Origin of the sequence: Parachryseolinea silvisoli (assembly GCF_021190955.1) — a bacterium.
GTDB lineage: Bacteria > Bacteroidota > Bacteroidia > Cytophagales > Cyclobacteriaceae > Ohtaekwangia > Ohtaekwangia silvisoli.
Genome location: NZ_JAIOAO010000005.1, coordinates 484,505 through 501,557, shown reverse-complemented (window position 1 = coordinate 501,557; position 17,053 = coordinate 484,505). Strand labels below are relative to the sequence as shown.

At 54.2% G+C, this 17,053-nt stretch carries 10 protein-coding genes; 4 read left to right on the top strand and 6 right to left on the bottom strand.

The window, feature by feature from the left end; translation table 11 throughout:
• Positions 1-78 precede the first annotated feature (78 nt).
• Positions 79-2,994 (bottom strand): ligand-binding sensor domain-containing protein, encoded by a 2,916-nt coding sequence (locus K7P01_RS27350; RefSeq protein ID WP_267297784.1) that lies wholly within the window; start codon positions 2,992-2,994, stop codon positions 79-81.
• 164 nt (positions 2,995-3,158) lie between these two features.
• Positions 3,159-6,095: a PKD domain-containing protein gene (locus tag K7P01_RS27345; protein WP_267297783.1), complete on the bottom strand. Its 2,937-nt coding sequence runs from the start codon at positions 6,093-6,095 to the stop codon at positions 3,159-3,161.
• 356 nt (positions 6,096-6,451) lie between these two features.
• Here K7P01_RS27345 and K7P01_RS27340 point away from each other — a divergent pair, with 356 nt between their 5' ends.
• Both K7P01_RS27340 and K7P01_RS27335 read left to right on the top strand, forming a co-directional pair.
• Positions 6,452-7,081 carry a lipid-A-disaccharide synthase N-terminal domain-containing protein gene (locus K7P01_RS27340; RefSeq protein WP_267297782.1) on the top strand — a complete coding sequence of 210 codons (630 nt, stop codon included), beginning with the start codon at positions 6,452-6,454 and terminating at the stop codon, positions 7,079-7,081.
• 185 nt (positions 7,082-7,266) lie between these two features.
• Positions 7,267-7,968, top strand: a complete 702-nt coding sequence (locus K7P01_RS27335; RefSeq protein ID WP_267297781.1) for a phosphatase PAP2 family protein — start codon at positions 7,267-7,269, stop codon at positions 7,966-7,968.
• Here K7P01_RS27335 and K7P01_RS27330 read toward each other — a convergent pair.
• Positions 7,930-9,486, bottom strand: a complete 1,557-nt coding sequence (locus tag K7P01_RS27330) for an ArnT family glycosyltransferase (RefSeq protein ID WP_267297780.1) — start codon at positions 9,484-9,486, stop codon at positions 7,930-7,932. The two genes, K7P01_RS27335 and K7P01_RS27330, sit on opposite strands and share 39 nt — an antisense overlap.
• Positions 9,487-9,624: 138 nt before the next feature.
• Here K7P01_RS27330 and K7P01_RS27325 point away from each other — a divergent pair, with 138 nt between their 5' ends.
• Entirely contained in the window at positions 9,625-10,581 is a 957-nt protein-coding gene (locus K7P01_RS27325; protein WP_267297779.1) for a glycosyltransferase family 2 protein, read from the top strand.
• Between the two features lie 127 nt (positions 10,582-10,708).
• Positions 10,709-13,129, top strand: coding sequence for an ABC transporter permease (locus K7P01_RS27320; RefSeq protein WP_267297778.1), 2,421 nt, complete (start codon positions 10,709-10,711; stop codon positions 13,127-13,129).
• 27 nt (positions 13,130-13,156) lie between these two features.
• Here K7P01_RS27320 and K7P01_RS27315 read toward each other — a convergent pair whose 3' ends face one another.
• From K7P01_RS27315 to K7P01_RS27305, 3 genes are all read right to left on the bottom strand, one after another.
• The gene (locus tag K7P01_RS27315; protein ID WP_267297777.1) at positions 13,157-15,688 is read right to left on the bottom strand and encodes a beta-L-arabinofuranosidase domain-containing protein; all 2,532 of its coding nucleotides are present in this window, start codon (positions 15,686-15,688) and stop codon (positions 13,157-13,159) included.
• A gap of 99 nt (positions 15,689-15,787) precedes the next feature.
• Complete coding sequence (locus K7P01_RS27310) at positions 15,788-16,579, bottom strand: MBL fold metallo-hydrolase (protein WP_267297776.1); 792 nt, start codon at positions 16,577-16,579, stop codon at positions 15,788-15,790.
• 3 nt (positions 16,580-16,582) lie between these two features.
• A complete protein-coding gene (locus tag K7P01_RS27305) occupies positions 16,583-16,984 on the bottom strand; it encodes a DoxX family protein (RefSeq protein ID WP_267297775.1) in 402 nt (133 codons plus the stop codon).
• Positions 16,985-17,053: the final 69 nt, after the last annotated feature.

Sequence of the window (17,053 nt, the reverse complement as noted above, 5' to 3'; positions counted from 1 at the left end):
TACTTCACAAATACTGCCCGCCAGTCTTCAGACTGCCGTGGACAGCCCAATATAGTAACACCCAAGGCAAACTCGATATTAGTATCGCAAAATAAAATCTGTCAGATTCACATGTGGATCCAGATTCATCTTCTTTCGGATTCGGTAACGGCTGGCTTCTACGCCGCGTACCGTTAGGTTTAGTAAGGGTGCAATCTCTTTTGTTGCTAAGTTCAACTTGAGATAAGAGATCAACTTAATATCATTGTGCGTCAACCCCGGATACTCGCGCCGCAGGCGCGCCAGGAAGTCCTGGTGGATTTGATTGAAGTGATGCTCGAATTGCTCCCAGCGGTTTTCTAGCGTCAATTCTCCGGCAATGGCGCGCAGGATTCTTTTTAGATGTCCGCGTGCTTCGGGATCCTGCACCGCCTCCAACGCCGCATATAGATCACTCTTTACTTTTTGCAGCGTTTCAAAGCTATGCACGATATGCATCGCCGACGAGGCCAATTCTTGATTCTTATGGGCCAGCGCATGTTCCAGCTTTTCGTGGTTGAGCTTGATGACCTCTTTCTCTGCGCGCAGCACGGCTTCCTGATGTGTGGCCTCTTGCAGACGCAACGCCTTTTGCCGCGACCGTTGCAGGCTGCGGTAGCTCCACTGTAACAGCAACGCCGATACGACCAGGTACCCCGCGTATGCCCAGTAAGAACGATACCAGGGAGGAAGAATAATAAAAGTATAGGCCGCTTCCGACCCGGCACGGTGGTAGAGGTCCTGGCTTTTCACATGAAAGGTATAACGCCCCTCCGGCAGGTCAGCATACGCTTGCGCGGTGTGTTTCGTCCAGGGTGACCATTGTGCGTCGTATCCTTCCAATCTATACTGATACTGTACATGCTCGGGATCTTCGTACGACGTTGCCGAGAAGGAAAAGCGAAGGGCATTGCGCGCATAAGGTAGCGCGGGTGTATCGTCAGACGTAGCTGCCGTCGCATCAGCGGACGAGCCGCCCGATAGGAGGGAGTCGCCGCCGGCGGTGATGGTCACGCTGCGGATCAACGTGGTGAAGGTGTGGTCTGTGTCGAAAACGAAGCCCGGGTCGAAGTGCACAAAGCCGTCGTCTGTGCCGATGATCACATGGCGGGCATTATACGGCGCGATATGTTCAAAGCCGCCGACTAAACGACGCTGCAGTTTGTTGAAGATCGTGCGTGTGCTTTCATAATGCTGGCCATTGCGTTTGCGCAGGATGCCCAGGTCGTCACCGGAGGCAAACCAAATGTTGCCTTCGCGGTCTTCTACCAGCTTACGTGTGTGGCCCCCGGCGCCAAGAGCTTCCACCAGCGCGGCGTGGGGTACAAATGTATCGCGGCCAGCGTCGTACGAATAGATACCTCGTTGGCCGGTAAAGACCAGCTCGTGGTTGACTTGAAAGACATTGATAAAGACATTTGACGGGAAGCCGTTGCGTGCGTTGTAGAACTGTACATCGCGCACCTGGCGCAAGTCTTCGGTCAGGGCAATGCGGTATAGCCCCAGGTAGCCATGCGCCACCCAAAGGTTGCCCGCAGCGTCTTGTTCGATGACGCGCGACGACTCGTCGAAGCCTCGGATCTTCCAGCGGAATGTTGGCTGGTCGCCGATCATCTGGTACAGGCGCAGGCCGTCGTAGGCGCCGCAGAGCAGATATCCCGGCCGCTTTGCGAGCGGCTGTACCAGCCACGCTCCAGCAGGGCCCTCGCAACGTCGTGCCGTTTGGCCCTGCACGGTATATACACCGTTGTTGTGTGTCAGGAGCAGCGTATTGCCGATCTTTTGTAAGTTGTAGGTTTGGCCGGCAGTCCCTTCTACCAGCCGGAAGGGTGAAGGTGTGAGTGGATTGTTGTTCGGAGTCCACGGCTTGTAGTATAGTCCTTCACTTGTGCCGACATAGAAGAGGTTGTCTTCTACCCAGGAAGTAAACCCGGCACCTGCCAGTCCGCTCGCTGTCGACAGACGTGTAAAGGGAGAATTGATCTCGAGGTAGTCGATACCATCCCGCAAGGCCAGCCATACATTGCCATGATTGTCGGGGTATATATACTCGATGCCGTTGTGCTGCAGGCCGTTGTCGCGGTGCAAATGTAGTCGTGGGGTGCCATCGTTGCTCAGCATCAGCATGCCGTGGTGGGACGATCCGAGGATGTACCCGCCGGATACGGCGGCGGCGCATACGACGGTATTGTTGCGGAAGAAGGGTGTGCTTTCGGGTGACCATGGTGTAAAACCGCTGTAGCCATCGTACATAAACAGTCCTTGTTGCTGCGTCGCCAGCAGCATACGGTTGCCTGGGGCGGGTAGCATGCCCGTGATGTTGTGGCGTGCGAGGGCCTCGCTGTGCGGCACCGTTACAAGCTCCTGGTCCTTGAACTCTGCAATCCCCTGGCGCTGCCGGCAGACGAATAAACGGCGGCTTACATAAAAGTAGGAGGTGAGTCCCGCAGCTTCCGGGTCCAGCGGGAAGAATTGGATGGAGTCATGTTGCCAGGTATAGAGTCCGGCGGTGGTACAGAATACGACGCCGTGTTCGGTGACCAGTATTTTCCAGACGTCGGCAAAGGCCTGGTCTGCGGGCTTGATGCGCGACCGGAGCGACATAAAGCTCGGTTCGCCATGGGCGTCGGGTTGCAGGTAACCGAAGTCGGCCTGACCGCCGTAATATACCGTACCATTTTTGTCGAGCGCGAGTGAGCGTACTACCGTGCGATTGGGGAGCGGCGTGCTGCGCCAGGTGTTGCCGTCAAACTGTAGCAGGTTGTAGTTGTTTGCCACGTACACGATTCCCCGACGGTCTTGTACAATGTTCCAATTAAACGGAGATGAGCCGTAGTCCTGGCGGCTGTAGTGACGAATGTAGGGAATCCCTTCGGGTGGTGCCTGGGCGAAAGCCGGCGCCATGGCCGGCAGCCATACGGCAAGAATAAAGCAGACGAGCCTCCGGTGCATAACCGGAAAAACAAAGTGGTCCATAACGTGGTCGGGTTGTCGTACTGAAAATACGCAGCAATTCGTTTACTTTCTTAGCGAAGAACGGCCTGTTGCGCGGGGAGGGAATGAGCTGAATTTCCGGCCGGTGTAAAAAAGAAAGCCGGAGACGCACGATACGAACGCCTCCGGCTGGAAGGTAGGTTAGACTATAACTTAATCAGTTTCTTCTGCACGTCCCGGGCGCCATGGCGGTAGCGTACCACGTAGATTCCGGCGGGCAGGTGGCCAATACTCACGGCCTGGTTTTCCACCCGCTGTGTATACTGACGCGCCCCTGTCGTCGACAGGAAGCCGACCTCTGTGCCATCGGCCAGGCCTTCGATGCGCAGGACGTCGTGGGCCGGGTTGGGATAAAAGAAGACCGGGTTTTCCTCAGCCAGTATGGGTGTGATGCTTTCCGGTGCGGCTGTGCGGGCGCCGGCGGCTGTGCCGTAAACTTCCAGCTCATAGATGGAGTAGCCGTAGGGCGTGCCGCGGGTGGTGCCATATACGCGTACATAGCGGCCTGAGCCCGACAATCCCGTCAGGTCGTTGACAAGGGCGGTGTTGCCTGTCACGGTGCGCAGCGGCGTCCAGGTCGATGCATTCGGCGATACTTCAACAACATAGTCGCGGCCATAGGCGGCCTCCCAGGTGATCTTCACTTGTGAGATGGAGTATGTGGCACCCAGGTCTACATACAGCCACTGCGGGTCGCTAAATACACTGCTCCAGCGGCTCGTCGCCACGCCATCCACGGCTGCGCTGCCGGGTGTGCCAACGGCTTCGATAGACGAAACGGTGACAGGCTTCAATAAGGCCAGGTTGACGGTCGCGGCGGGGTTCACTGTAAGCGTTACATCGTCGCTGGCCGTTAGTCCACCGTTGTCGGTTACGGTCAGGCGAAACACATAGGTACCGGCGATTGTACCACTCACCGATAACGTGGCTGTCGTAGCGCCGCTCAGGGTGGGTGTGTTGGGACCGCTGACGCGTGTCCAGGCATAGCTGCTGATGGTACCATCGCTGTCGGTACCGCTACCGTTGAATGTTGTGTTGCTTGTGGGGAGCGTAATGGCTTTGTCGGCACCGGCATTTGCGACAGGGGCTACGTTGCTGCCACCGTTGTCGGGTTCGGCCGTGCCGCCGCCCGTGATGTAAATGTTGTCCAGCGCGATGTTTGCGATGTTGCCTGTTCCCAGGATTTGCAACAACTGCGTAACTTCCATCAGGTTGACCGATTCATAGAATTGGCTCAGCGGAATTTGGATCGTTTGCCAGGTGCCGTTGCGTACGAATCCATACGGTGTTTGTCCGGGTTCAAACGCAATCCACTTCTGGCCTTCGCCGTCGCGGGTACCACTCTTCATGCCCAGGTAAAAAGGCGTGGTGGTATCCGACGTCTTTAATGACAGCACCAGCCGGGCCGACGTATTTTTGTACGCCGTGAGGTTGTGTACGTTGTTCGGCGTAAAGGCCGCGCCAAACCAGCCTTTGTTGTTGTGGGTGAACGACAATACACTGCTGCCTTCCGAAGGTGTCGTGGCCAGCGGGGTCAATGTATTTTCCCATACAAAGAAGTTGCCGTCGGTGCCGAGGTCAAAACGGTCTACACCGGTTTGCGTGTCGCTGTACAGTATATAGTTGCCGTTTTGCGGGGTGACCTTGGTGCCGTCCTGCCAATAGATGTTGTCGACGGCAAACGTGACGGCAGACGAAGGAGCATCACCCACGAGGTAAAACATGGTGTTGATGGAACGGAACTCGACGTTGCCAAAGGCGCTGATCGGGATCACCACTTCATGCCACTGTCCGTCGCGTACCAGGCCATACTGATTGGCGCCGGCCGGGTCGAGGCGTACGGTTTTACTTTGTGTGCTCGCCTGGGCGTTGCCGTTGGCCGTGCTGATCACGCCGATCGAGAGGGGCCACGACGATGTGGTCTTCATCCGGAAGCGCATAGTACCGTCAATGAAGTTCTGCATGTTCTTGACGTTTGTCGCGCCTGTAGGGATGCCCAGACCAAACCAGTTACCCGGGTTGGCGGTGAATGATAGCACTGCCGATCCTTCCTGTGGTGTTGTAGGTGCAGCTGTCAGGTTGCTCCATACATCGATCGTCGGGCTGGCGCCGAGGGAGGCTGTTACCGGTGTCGTTTCGGTAAAGACACCAAACGTGCCGGTCTGCCGTGGCAGGTTCTTGGCCTGGAATGTTTGGGTGTTGGCGTTTGCATATACACGCACATAGTCGACGATCATTTGCGCCGGCATCGGCGCGGTGATTTGTGCAGGGTCGGTGATGCCTACAAAGTTACTGCCGCCGACCGCGAGGTTCATGATGACGTAATAGGGATTCGTGGTGAACTCGGTGAAGTTCGGATCGCCGACAGGAATGTTGAAGGTATAAAACTGTACGTTGTCGACGTAGCCGAGAATTTGTGTCGGTGTCCACGTTATTTTGAAGATGTGGAAATCGTCGTAGAAGTTACCCGCAATGGTATTGCTGCCGGTGGCGGATGCATTGCCCCACCAGCCGTTGCCCGGTGCATTGGGGTCTATTACCTGGAAGTTGTCCTGGAACCAGTGTACCGTCGAGTGGCTCTTGTGATTGGCGACGTTGGTCTGCCAGTCGGTTTGAAAACCGGCTTCGAGAATGTCGATCTCACCGGAGCGTGGCCAGCCATCGGTCGGATAGTTGGCGCCCAGCATCCAGAAGGCAGGCCACAGGCCGTTCTGCAAGTTGGGCAGTTTGATGCGTGCCTGGATGGTGCCGTACTTGACGTTGAATTTTCCGGAGGTGACAATACGGCCGGAAGTAAACTGGCGATTTTCCGGGGGCACGCCGTAGTTCTCGCGGCGGGCTTCGATCACCAGGTAGCCGGTGTCGGCGGCATTGGTTTTGGAACCGACAAAGACGTTCGATTCGCCCGAAGTGTAGTACTGCAACTCGCCGTTGCCAAAGCCACTGCCACCTACTTCGTAGGTCCATTTTTCGGCGTCAAGCCGCGGCTGCGAAAATTCGTCCGACCACACCAGGGTCTGCGCAAAGGCTGGCGACCCACCGGCGGCCAGCAGTAAAAATAGAATCCGATAAAAGTGTCTCATACGCGTAGTTGTTTAAGAATTTTTCAGGAAGCTTGCCGCACGCTATACCGGATAAGTCAGGTATATTGCATCACAGCATGGCTGCCCCGTCAAAGATGTTTTTTACTGCGGCCGAAACGAAAAAAGTAGACTGCACAACACTACGCCGGTACTACGTCAACACTACTGCATTTTTCAGAATTACCAACAAACAGATTGTGTATTGTTATTTTCGAAATAAAGACCAACCGGTATTGCTAATCTGTAAAAGCTTCGCGATCGATTGTGCAAAGACCGATAAGTTTTTGCGGTAATAATAAAATAACATCCACACGTACGGCCACCCGCCAGGGCTTTACTACTTTTAGAACCATTGCATGCAGACATACCTTATTTTCGGTTTAGGGTTTTTCGCCCAGGCGTTGTTTGCCGCCCGCATGATTGTGCAGTGGATTCAGTCGGAGCGGGCCGGTCGGGTGATCTCGCCTACCTTTTTTTGGCAGACCAGTCTGGTGGCGTCCTTCCTGTTATTGCTCTATGGCATTCTGCGCGGTGACGTGGTCATTTTTGCCGGGCAGCTCACCTCTTACGGTATTTATATTCGCAACCTGCAGTTGAAAGATGCCTGGCGGCGCATTCCGCTACCTTTCCGCGTGTTGGTAGTGGCGATGCCGGTCGTGCTCGCGGTGTGGTTGCTGCTGGCGGGGCATGACTACGGAACGTTGTTGTTGACGCAAAGTGATTTCTTGCATCCACTTATGATCGCCGGCGCGATAGGACAAGGATTTTTAAGTTTTCGTTTTATATACCAATGGTATTTTTCCGAGAAGGCTCGCGCCTCCGTGTTTCCGCTGGGGTTTTGGGGTATCAGCCTGGTCGGCGCCTGGTTGGTGCTAATATATGCCATCTATCGCGTTGATCCTGTGCTGTTGTTGGCGCAGGCATTGGGCGTGGTGATCTACACGCGCAATATCATGTTGGGAAAAAACGCCACCAGCGACTCATAAAAAGTATACCGGTATAAAGGTGTGCCCGCGCTATCCTTTATGAATTCGTGAAAGCAGTATTATCGGAACATGTTGCAAATCTGTAGTCCTGTCGTTTATACACCACGAACTTAAATCTTCGTTTACCTTCCAGTCACGATAAAGAAGCAATCCAACGGTAGCTTTGGAGCAGAACCACTATGCCTATGTTTATAACCCAGGACCGCTTTAATGTCGATACGATGGTGTTGTTTTTTGTGCCCGTGCTCGTGCTGGCGGGGATTGCCATTGTCTATGCGCCAATAGAATCCGTTCTTCTTATCAATGGGTTGCATCATCCCTGGCTCGATGTATTGTTTTCCGGTATCACCTTGATGGGAGATGGTACCTTTGTCGTGTTGGCTGCCATCGTGCTTTTGCTGTACCGGGTGTATAATTCCATCGCCATGCTGGCTAACGGTGTAGTGCAAGGTTTGATTGTCAGTCTGTTCAAACGGGTGTTGTTCCCCCGAACCCTGCGGCCCGCGGCCTTCCTCGAAGGCCAATCGGTACACCTGGTGCCAGGCGTAGCATTGCACCAAGTGTATAGCTTTCCTTCCGGCCATACTGTTACCATCTTTGGACTGTGTGTATTTCTGGCGTTGTGTTCGAGCAATCGTTTTGTTACGGTCCTGTTGTTGATCCTGTCGGTGCTGGTTGGGCTTTCGCGCGTCTATCTGTTGCAGCATTTTGTCGGGGATGTAGCTGCCGGAGCGCTGATCGGCAATGTGGTGGGGATCGCTGCTTACTACGGCGTTGCCTATATGCGCAAGCCCGAGTGGATGATGCGCTGGATCATTATTCGTTGGGGGAGTGCCGGCCGCGAGCTCTCAGTTCGCGAGCAGGACGGTTTCACCTCGTTCAAATAGATCGCGCCCCCGGTAAATCACTTTCAGCGAAGGATAATCTTTAAAGTCGTCCAGGTATTGGGTGCGGGAGAAGATTATGATCTTTTTTTTCAGGAGGTTTTCGACTTGCTGCGGCGAATCGATCATCGGCAGGGTTCGGCCCAGCGCAAAGACAAATGCCGGGTTGAAACGTCGGTACGCTACAAACTCATGATCGGGATACGATGTTAAGATTGGGAGTGATTCTGTTACCGGATTCTTTTGATCCACGGCCGGGAAGGCAACGTAGAAAAACAACAGCGTGGCCAGCATCCAGGCGCCACTCCATACATATATCAGTCCCGCGCGCCGGCCGCGGAAATAGAGGAGCATTCCCGTCAGACAGCCCACGGGCAGCGCCACAAACAGCCAGGCCGTCCATTGTAGCGGAGCCAGGGGTTTCTCTTGCCCCAGCGCGATATATACCCCGATGGGAATCGCGAGGCACAGCAGGCCATGGGCAATAAAGGAAGCGAGTGTCCCGTGCGTATGGCGGCCTTCCACCAGTGCGTGCAGGTAGTAGCCCAGCACGACGGCCAGAAAAGGAATAGCCGGAGCCGGATAGCTGGGCAGAATAGTTTTTGAGAAGCTGAAAAAGCCGGCAATGGTTACCACAACGATCAGGCAGTATAGTAAAAAAGGATGCTCTTTTCGCTGACGCAGTGCAAGCCTCACGGCTTGTATAATAAATACGGAAAAGGGCAATAGCGCCAGTAGTAAGATTGCGAAGGGCGCCAATGGAAAGCCGCGATGGCCTTCCATGGTGCGGGTGTAACGGTCCAGGTTGTGCTCGATAAAGAAACCGCGCAACCAGGCGCCATCCGTTTGGTATCCCACCGCGATATACCACGGCAGGGCAATGATCAGGAACAACATTATTCCCCAGTGCAGCCGTAACTTGCGGAACGATGTCAGGTTGACACGCTGGGTTAGGAGTAAGTAAAACGAAATGATTATGCCGGGGAAGACAATCGCGATAAGGCCTTTGGTGAGAAACGCGAGTGCCGCCGCAACATAGAACCAACGCATGTCCGCGCGGCGGTTTTCCTCAAATCCTGTATAAAAGGAGAGGAGCGAGACGGCCATCCACAGAATAAGATACGGATCGGGCACAGCCAGGTGAAACTGAATGGCCAGCTGCAGGGAGCTGAGCAACACCAGCCCAGTATAAAAGGCGACCGGTTCGTTTAAAGCGGTGCGCACTTTGCGGTATACAAACACCACCAGCATAACGCCGGCGAGCGCGGAGAACAGTCGTGCTGTAAACGGTGTAACGCCACCGATGGTATATGCCAGCATCATAAAAAAATAATGCAAGGGTGGTTTGTCGGTGCGCAGTACGTCGTTGAATGTAGGAACGATCGGGTCGTGCCGCTGCCACATCTCCATGGCGCAGCCGGCGTTGCGGGCTTCGTCGAGGATATAAATGGAGGTGCCACCAAGGTTAGCAAAGAACACCAGGGCGCTCAGAATCACCAGCAGGAGGAGACGATTGTTCATAATACAGAATTAATCCAGAATTCAGCACCAACTTACCACACCGCTGCAACAGCTGCGTTACCGAATCGTGAAATTACTTAATGGCATCACAACAGCGAATTCACGAAGGGTAAAAATCAACATTGTTTCTTTGCAACTATGGAATTATCCATCGTCATCACCGTCTTCAACGAGCAGGAAAATATTCGGCCGTTGTTACAGCAGCTTGCCGCGGCGCTGCCGGGCTATGAATACGAGGTCATCATCGTCGACGACGGTTCCACCGACCGTACGGTGGCCGAAGTAAAACTACATGCCGATGCGCATGTAAAGCTCGTGATCTTTAACGCCAACTACGGTCAGACGGCGGCTATGGCGGCGGGTATACAAGAAGCCTGCGGCGAATATATTGCCACCATGGATGGCGACTTGCAAAATGACCCCACCGATATCCCGGCTATGCTGGAGAAATTAAAATCGGAAGGTTGGGACATGGTCGCCGGCACACGTAAGAATCGACAGGACGGCGAGTTGCTGCGCAAACTTCCCAGCAAATTGGCCAACCGGTTGATTCGCAAAATGACCGGTATTACCATTCGTGACTATGGCTGTACACTCAAGGTATTTCGCAAAGAGATAGCCAAGAACCTGGGACTCTACGGCGAGCTTCATCGCTTCATTCCCATCCTGGCGGTGCTCGAAGGTGGAAGAATTACGGATGTGGATGTCAAACACCACCCGCGGCGCTTTGGTCAATCGAAATATGGGTTGGGCCGCACATTCAAGGTGTTGAGCGATCTTATCCTGATGTGGTTTTTTAAATTCTATTTCAAACGTCCGATCCATTTCTTTGGTCCGTTGGGTATACTTTGTTTTTTCTCGGGATCGACCATTAGTGTATACTTCCTTGTCCTTAAGCTGCTGGGGAACGAGATCTGGGGGCGTCCCTTGCTGATCCTGGGTGTGACGCTGGTGCTGGCGGGCATCCAATTTCTGACGTTCGGGATTATTGCCGAGTTGATTATGCGCGTATACTACGAATCGCAGCATAAGAAGACCTATCATATCCGGGAGATCTTTCAGAAACAGGACAAGGTGGAGGAGATGTTTGTTTAAAGGGGCTGTGGCGGCTGGCCCGGTAGTCTGAAAACGACCCGGTAAATTTTCAAAATAAATTATGTTGCTTCTGTAACCATGGCGTAAATGCAGGGTAATTGTTTTATCGTACCCAAACGTTTAACCCATGCTCCGTAACTTCATCATCGTGGCGCTACGCAACCTGCGGCGCAATAAGGTCTTTTCCCTGATTAATATCGTCGGCCTGTCTGTCGGCGTGGCTTGCTGCCTGTTACTGGTATTGTATGTGCAGGATGAGCTGCGTTACGATACCTATCACCGCGACGGCGGGCGCGTATTTCGTATCACGTCGAGCTCAAACCTGAGCGATTTTAAACCTTATCCGCGTACGTCGCCGCCCATTGCCTGGGGGATAAAAGACGAGGTGCCGGAGTTTGAGACGGTAGCACGGATTGTAAGCCCGCCCAACGTTACGCTCAACCTGGTGCGGTATGAGGATAAAATGTTCTATGAGCCTGACGGATACCTGGCCGACTCGACCATTATGTCGGTGCTGACGTTTCCGTTTATAGAAGGCAATCCCACGAAAGCACTGACACATCCCAACAGTGTGGTTATTAGTGGGACCATGGCCCGCAAGCTGTTTGGCAATGAGTCTGCCCTTGGTAAAGTATTGAACATCAATCAGGGCGGCCCGGCGGTGGATTTCACGGTGACGGGGGTGATGCAGCCACCGGCGAACAGTCACCTGCGGGTAAACTTCTTCGCTTCCATGACAAGCGACGGTTGGGGTGCGTATGTACGCCAGGACGATGTGGCCGATGAATGGGCCGGGCAGAATTTTATGAATGCCTATGTCAAGCTGCGGCCGGGGTATTCGTTGTCAGATGTTATTGCTAAGATGAATACAGCTTTTCAGAAGCATGGGGCGTCAGACCTCAAGCAATTGGGTGTGCAAAAGAACCTGAGCCTGGAACCTCTGGAGAATATATACCTGTACTCGTCGACCGATAAGACGCCCCGTATTCATTACTTGTACGTGGTGGGATCTATCGCTGCCTTTATCCTGCTGATAGCCTGCATAAACTTTATGAACCTCTCGACCGCCAAGGCCGCTCAACGTGCTATCGAAGTGGGCCTGCGTAAATCGCTTGGCGCGCCGCGCGGGCTGCTGATCCGCCAGTTCCTGAGCGAGACGTTGTTGATCGTTGCGATTGCCATGATCATCAGCTGCATGCTGGTGCCGCTGGTGTTGCCGGTCTTTAATCAGCTTACGGGCAAGGCAATCCACCTGGAAACATCCGGCCTGGGGTTGACGGCTCTTTGCCTGCTGGCGATTACGATCATTACCGGGTTGGTGGCCGGGAGCTACCCGGCATTTTATTTATCTTCCTTCCAACCGGCAGGCATTCTCAAAGGCCGTGCAGCTTTGCCGACAACGGGCAGCCTGCTGCGCCGGGCGTTGGTGGTGTTTCAATTTGTCATTGCCATTACGCTGGTATGCGGTATGATTGTCATATCGCGGCAGTTGAGCTTTATGCAGGCGCAAGACCTGGGCTTTGATACAAATCATAAGATCGTTCTGCCCTTGCGCACGGACCTCGGCAAGAAACGCTTCGAGCCGTTGAGCCAGGCGATTGAGAATATGGCGGGGGTGTCGGGTGTAACGGGTACGACGTATTTACCGGGCAGTCCCATCTTCTCCGACTTCGGATTGTACCCGGCGGGGAGCAATATGGATAAAGCTGTATTGGTGCACAACAGCTGGGTAGAGCCTAATTATCTCCAGGTAATGGGGATATCGTTGATTGCCGGGCATAACTTTCCCACCACGCGCAATGAAGAGTCCTGGCGGAAGGTCATTGTAAACGAAGAAGCGGTGCGACAGCTCGGCCTCTCTAATGAATCGATTGTAGGCGATAACTTATATTTCGACTGGCAGGGAGAACAGTACACGTTTGAAGTGATTGGTGTTATGAAGGATTATCATCATATCAGCTTGCGTGAAAAGATCTACCCGATCCTGTTGCGCGTACAGTCCGAAGTTGAACACGACTTTCTCATTGCCGAAGTAAAGGGAGGTAACATGGAGCAGTCGCTGGCCGCGTTTGAAAGCGCCTGGAAGTCGGTCATTACCGATGCGCCGTTTGAGTATAGCTTCCTCGACGAGAATATTCAGAAACAATACGCCGACGATAAGCGTGTCGCCGGGGTCATCAATACTTTTACTGTTATCGCAATGGTCATATCCTGTCTGGGGTTGTATGGCTTGTCGGGCTTTATGGCGGAGAAACGCTTCCGCGAGATTGGGGTGCGCAAGGTGCTGGGCGCCAGCGTGCGGCAGATTGTGGTGATGATGTCGGGCGAGTTTGTGCGGCTGGTGCTGATTGCGTTTGTATTGGCCGTGCCGCTATCGTTGTATGGTATCAATTTATGGCTCGAAGGCTTTGCCTATAAAGTTTCGCCGGATGTGACCTTGTTTGCGCTGGCCGGTGGGGTGGCGTTGCTCATCGCTGTATTGACGATCAGTTTCGAATCGATCCGGGCGGCGTCAGGTAACCCTGTCGATGCGCTGCGTGACCAATAGGGTCACGCAACGCCGACAAAGTATAGATCATTGGCCGGCACGCTGCACCGATATTTTCTCGTAGATCACCGTTTTACCGGACGGGTCGCTCGTGTCGGTGCCGCTGTACTGCCGCAGGCCAATGGCGCCTGAGGCATACGTAGTGTCTGACACCGTGATCTGTGGTGTTTTCATATCGTCCAGGTATACCTGGATACGATTGCCCTGGGCAACAACCCGTAAGTGGTAGGCTTTGTTTTTGATGATCGTGGCCGGAATCTCCTGCAGCGATTGCCAGGCATTGTTGGACTTGCCCAGAATCAAGCTGCCTTTCGTACTGATGGCCGCGTAATAACCCTTATACGCATCGACGCCCATAGTAGGGGAGGATGTCCGGAATAACACACCACCTTCGGTCACATCGTTCAGGATGGTGACGGTGGCATCCATGGTAAGGTTGTCGAAGCTTGTTGTCGTGACAACCGACTTGGCACCGTCGATATTATAGGACTCCGAGAAGTATTTGCCACCGGCTTGCTGCCAGCCGCCACCGAAGTTGACCCAGGGATTTTTTCCATCGGCTGTAAACGGGTCGGTGAAGGTTTGTTGTTCCGGCTTGACCGTTGGGCCAATCAACGGGAAGTAGGTGACGCGAATACGCTGTGCTCCAAAAGGTACCAGGGTGACGATTTCTTCCGGGCCGGTAGGTTGTGGGTTGAGCGGTGGCTCGGCGGCGTGGACACCATTTGCGGCCAGTCCCCAATCCGCTACTTTCCGCGCTTTTACTTTTAGCCGTACGGGCGTGGTCTCCGGGCGGAAAGGATTCTCCGGCATGGCGGCACGCTCCAGTGTGATGCTTTTGGCAGGCGACTGCGGGTCGATCACCAAACCATAGTTCCAGTCATTTGCGGGTAGCACTTCATATTCGCTAAAATCAATACCGTCAAAGGTGTGCTCGTTCTTGCGCTTCCACTGCTCCTTCATCTGTAAGGTATAGACCAACGGACCACGTTCAATACCGATGGAGTGGTTAACCCAGGTTGACGTCTGCAATGTCATGGGCAGGTCGAGGGAAACCTTGTCGTTGTTCTCCCAGGTTCTCTTAATGGTATAATACGTTCCCGGAGTGACGTCCTTCTGTACTTTACCATTAACCTTTACGACCGGCTTGGCGCACCAGGCCGGTATACGCAATTGCAGCGGGAAGGACGTGGCACGGTCGATTGTAATGGTAAACCGTATTTGCTCTTCGAAGGGATATGCGGTCTCTTCGGTAATTGTTACCGGTATACCTTTTGCCACTTTCGCCTGTACACTACTGGGTGCGTATACAGTGGCTGCCAGGCCATTATCGGGAGTCGCCATCCAGCAGTGCTGGGTATATTTGGGCCATGCCATGTGCAGGTTGAAGCGGCAGCAGGGGTAACCCGAATAGGGGCCGGGTACGACGCCGTTCGCGTAGTCCTGGCCAAAGCCATTGGGGGCATCTTTGCTTTGCACCTGGTTGGGCAGCGTGTAATACTGGTGTTGGCGGAAGTCCGGGCTGATGCCCGCCGGCAGCTGGTTGAACGTGATCTTTTCCAGCTCGTCACCAATGACGGCATCGCCCAAAACGCGCAGCGCGATCTCGTCGCAGAACATGCGCTCGGCTGTGCTGCAAAGCTCTACGCCTTGTATAGAAGCGTTGCCGGAAAGAAACTCTGTGCATGAGTTCATGCCGGTGATGTGGGTATGATACGGCTGCAGGTTTTTGATGCCTTTCAGGAAAGCATCTTTGTCTTTGGCGTCGTGTGTTTGCTGGTAAAAGACCGGTCCGTATTTATAGGCCTGTGCTACGTTTACCCCGTGCTTGGGGAAGAAGTCGCTGTGGAAGTCCGTGAGGAATGTGTTCTGCGAAAAGATATCGGTATAATTATAGGCTTGTGCTTTGATCTTGCTGGCCAGTGTCAGCAGAAAGGCATCGCCGGTGCGGTTGTAGAGCCAGAAGATCACGTCGACGTTGTCGGCGGCGCGCGCGCTGGCCCATTCTTTCAACGGACGCTGGTCGAGCTCTGCCAGCTGGTATTGGAAGTACCGCGTCAGAAAGGGAACAACACGTGCGTCCTGGGTGGCTTCCTGGTAGTCGCACAGGGCATAGAGCAGGGGCATGCGGGCCCACCAGTCGCTGTTGGTGGTGGGGCCAAAGCTGCCGTTGGCGGCTTGGCTGTTCAGTGCCCAATCGATCCACTTTTGCGCGCGTTGTTTTAGTTCGGCGTTGTGCAGGGAATATGCGAGCCCGACCAGCCCCCGCAAATAATAGGTAGGGCGCTCCCAGTCAGAGTCGGGCGCTTTGCCACCCAGCCAGGCGGCGTCTGATTTCAGCTCGGCATAAAGCGCTTCGGAATGGCCCGTCAGACCGTCCTTTTGCAGTGTTAGCTGCGTCGCCAGCCACCCCTTGGGGGTAATGCTACCCAACGGTAGGGCTACGAATGGCGTAGGTTGCAGCGGCGCCCGGTTGGAGATGTAGTTCGCGTTTTGGGCGTGCGCTGCATACAGGCACAGGCAGGCCCCGGCCAGCAGGACAATGGTCTTCGATCTCATGATGCGTGTTTTGTCTTGCTAGTTTACAATTTTATTTCGCAAGACGAAAAGCAAAAAACAGTGTGTGTGTGGAGGGCGAGCGCGAATAGAGGCATAACATTAGGCAAAATAACGTTGCATGGAATCGTGCAGGGTGGGTTTTACGTCCTCAAACAGGTTTTGCGTGTTGATATAGCCGTAGAAAGCATCGAAGGGGATTGCCGCCAGTCGCGCGTGAATGCGACGCATTTCCTGTGTGGGCAACGGTATTTTGTTGGGATAGCTCCGCTGTACCGAGAAATGTTTTTTACTGGGCGAGAGAAATAAGGTATCACCGCATAAAACGCTGCCCTCGGGCGATAAGAACGGTACGTGCAATATGCTGCTACCTTCGAAGTGCCCGCCGATGAGGAACAGCTTCATGCCATCCCAGAGGGCAAGCTCGTCGCCTTCCCAAAGTTGAATATGCGGTCCTTGCTGCACGATGTGCATCGCGTCGTGCCGGTGGATATATACCGGGCATTGAAACACGTCGGCCCAGTCGTTCATGTTGCTATAATAATGCGGGTGTGAGAAGGCAATGGCCTGCAAGCCGCCGTGGGCATGAATGAAGGCAATGGTGGCCTCGTCGAGCAGGGGAATACAATCCCACAGGATATTGCCGTGTTCCGAGAGTACCAACAGCGCCCGCTGGCCGATGGCGAACGTGGGATTGACTTCGAGCTCGTATAGGTTTTCCCGGAGGCTGGTCACCTTCATGCTATGTTTGCGGTGTAATTCCCCGGTAGTCGTCCAGCGCTGGCCGCCGTCGGGAATGTATTGGCGCTCTTCGTTGCAGATCGTGCAAAGCGCCGGCACGCTGTCATTTGGATAATACGTGCCGCAGGTGCTGCACAGGGTTTGCGGGTTCATGGCTCAGCGGGTTAAAAGTTGGTCGATGCTCCAGGGAAAGTCTTTCAGGCTGGCCAACAGCAGGGCGGCTGCTGAAAATACAAAGACGCTATAGTCTAGCGGCTCTTTGAGGCCGAACGACCAGGCCATCGATAACGCAAAGAGGAATGTTAGTGCCGCGCTGCACAAGGCCGCCGAGGCGGTCTGATAGCCGGCGAACAGGAGCAGGGCAAGTGTTATTTCCAGGACGGTGGCCGTCACGGCCAGGAATGGAATCCAGCCGGTGGGTGCCCAGGAGCAGGTTTGGGCTGTGTAGTCCAGAAAACCTTTCCAGCCGCTTGAGCGTGCGCCCCACAGGCCGAGCCGCGAGGCCACGGCGGAAAGGAACGTAGCCGATAATGCCAGGCGTAAGAGAAGTTGTTGCATAGGATTTCGTTGAATGTTACGCATCAAAACTATATGTTTACTGGATGAGTGAAATAATCCAGTTTTAAC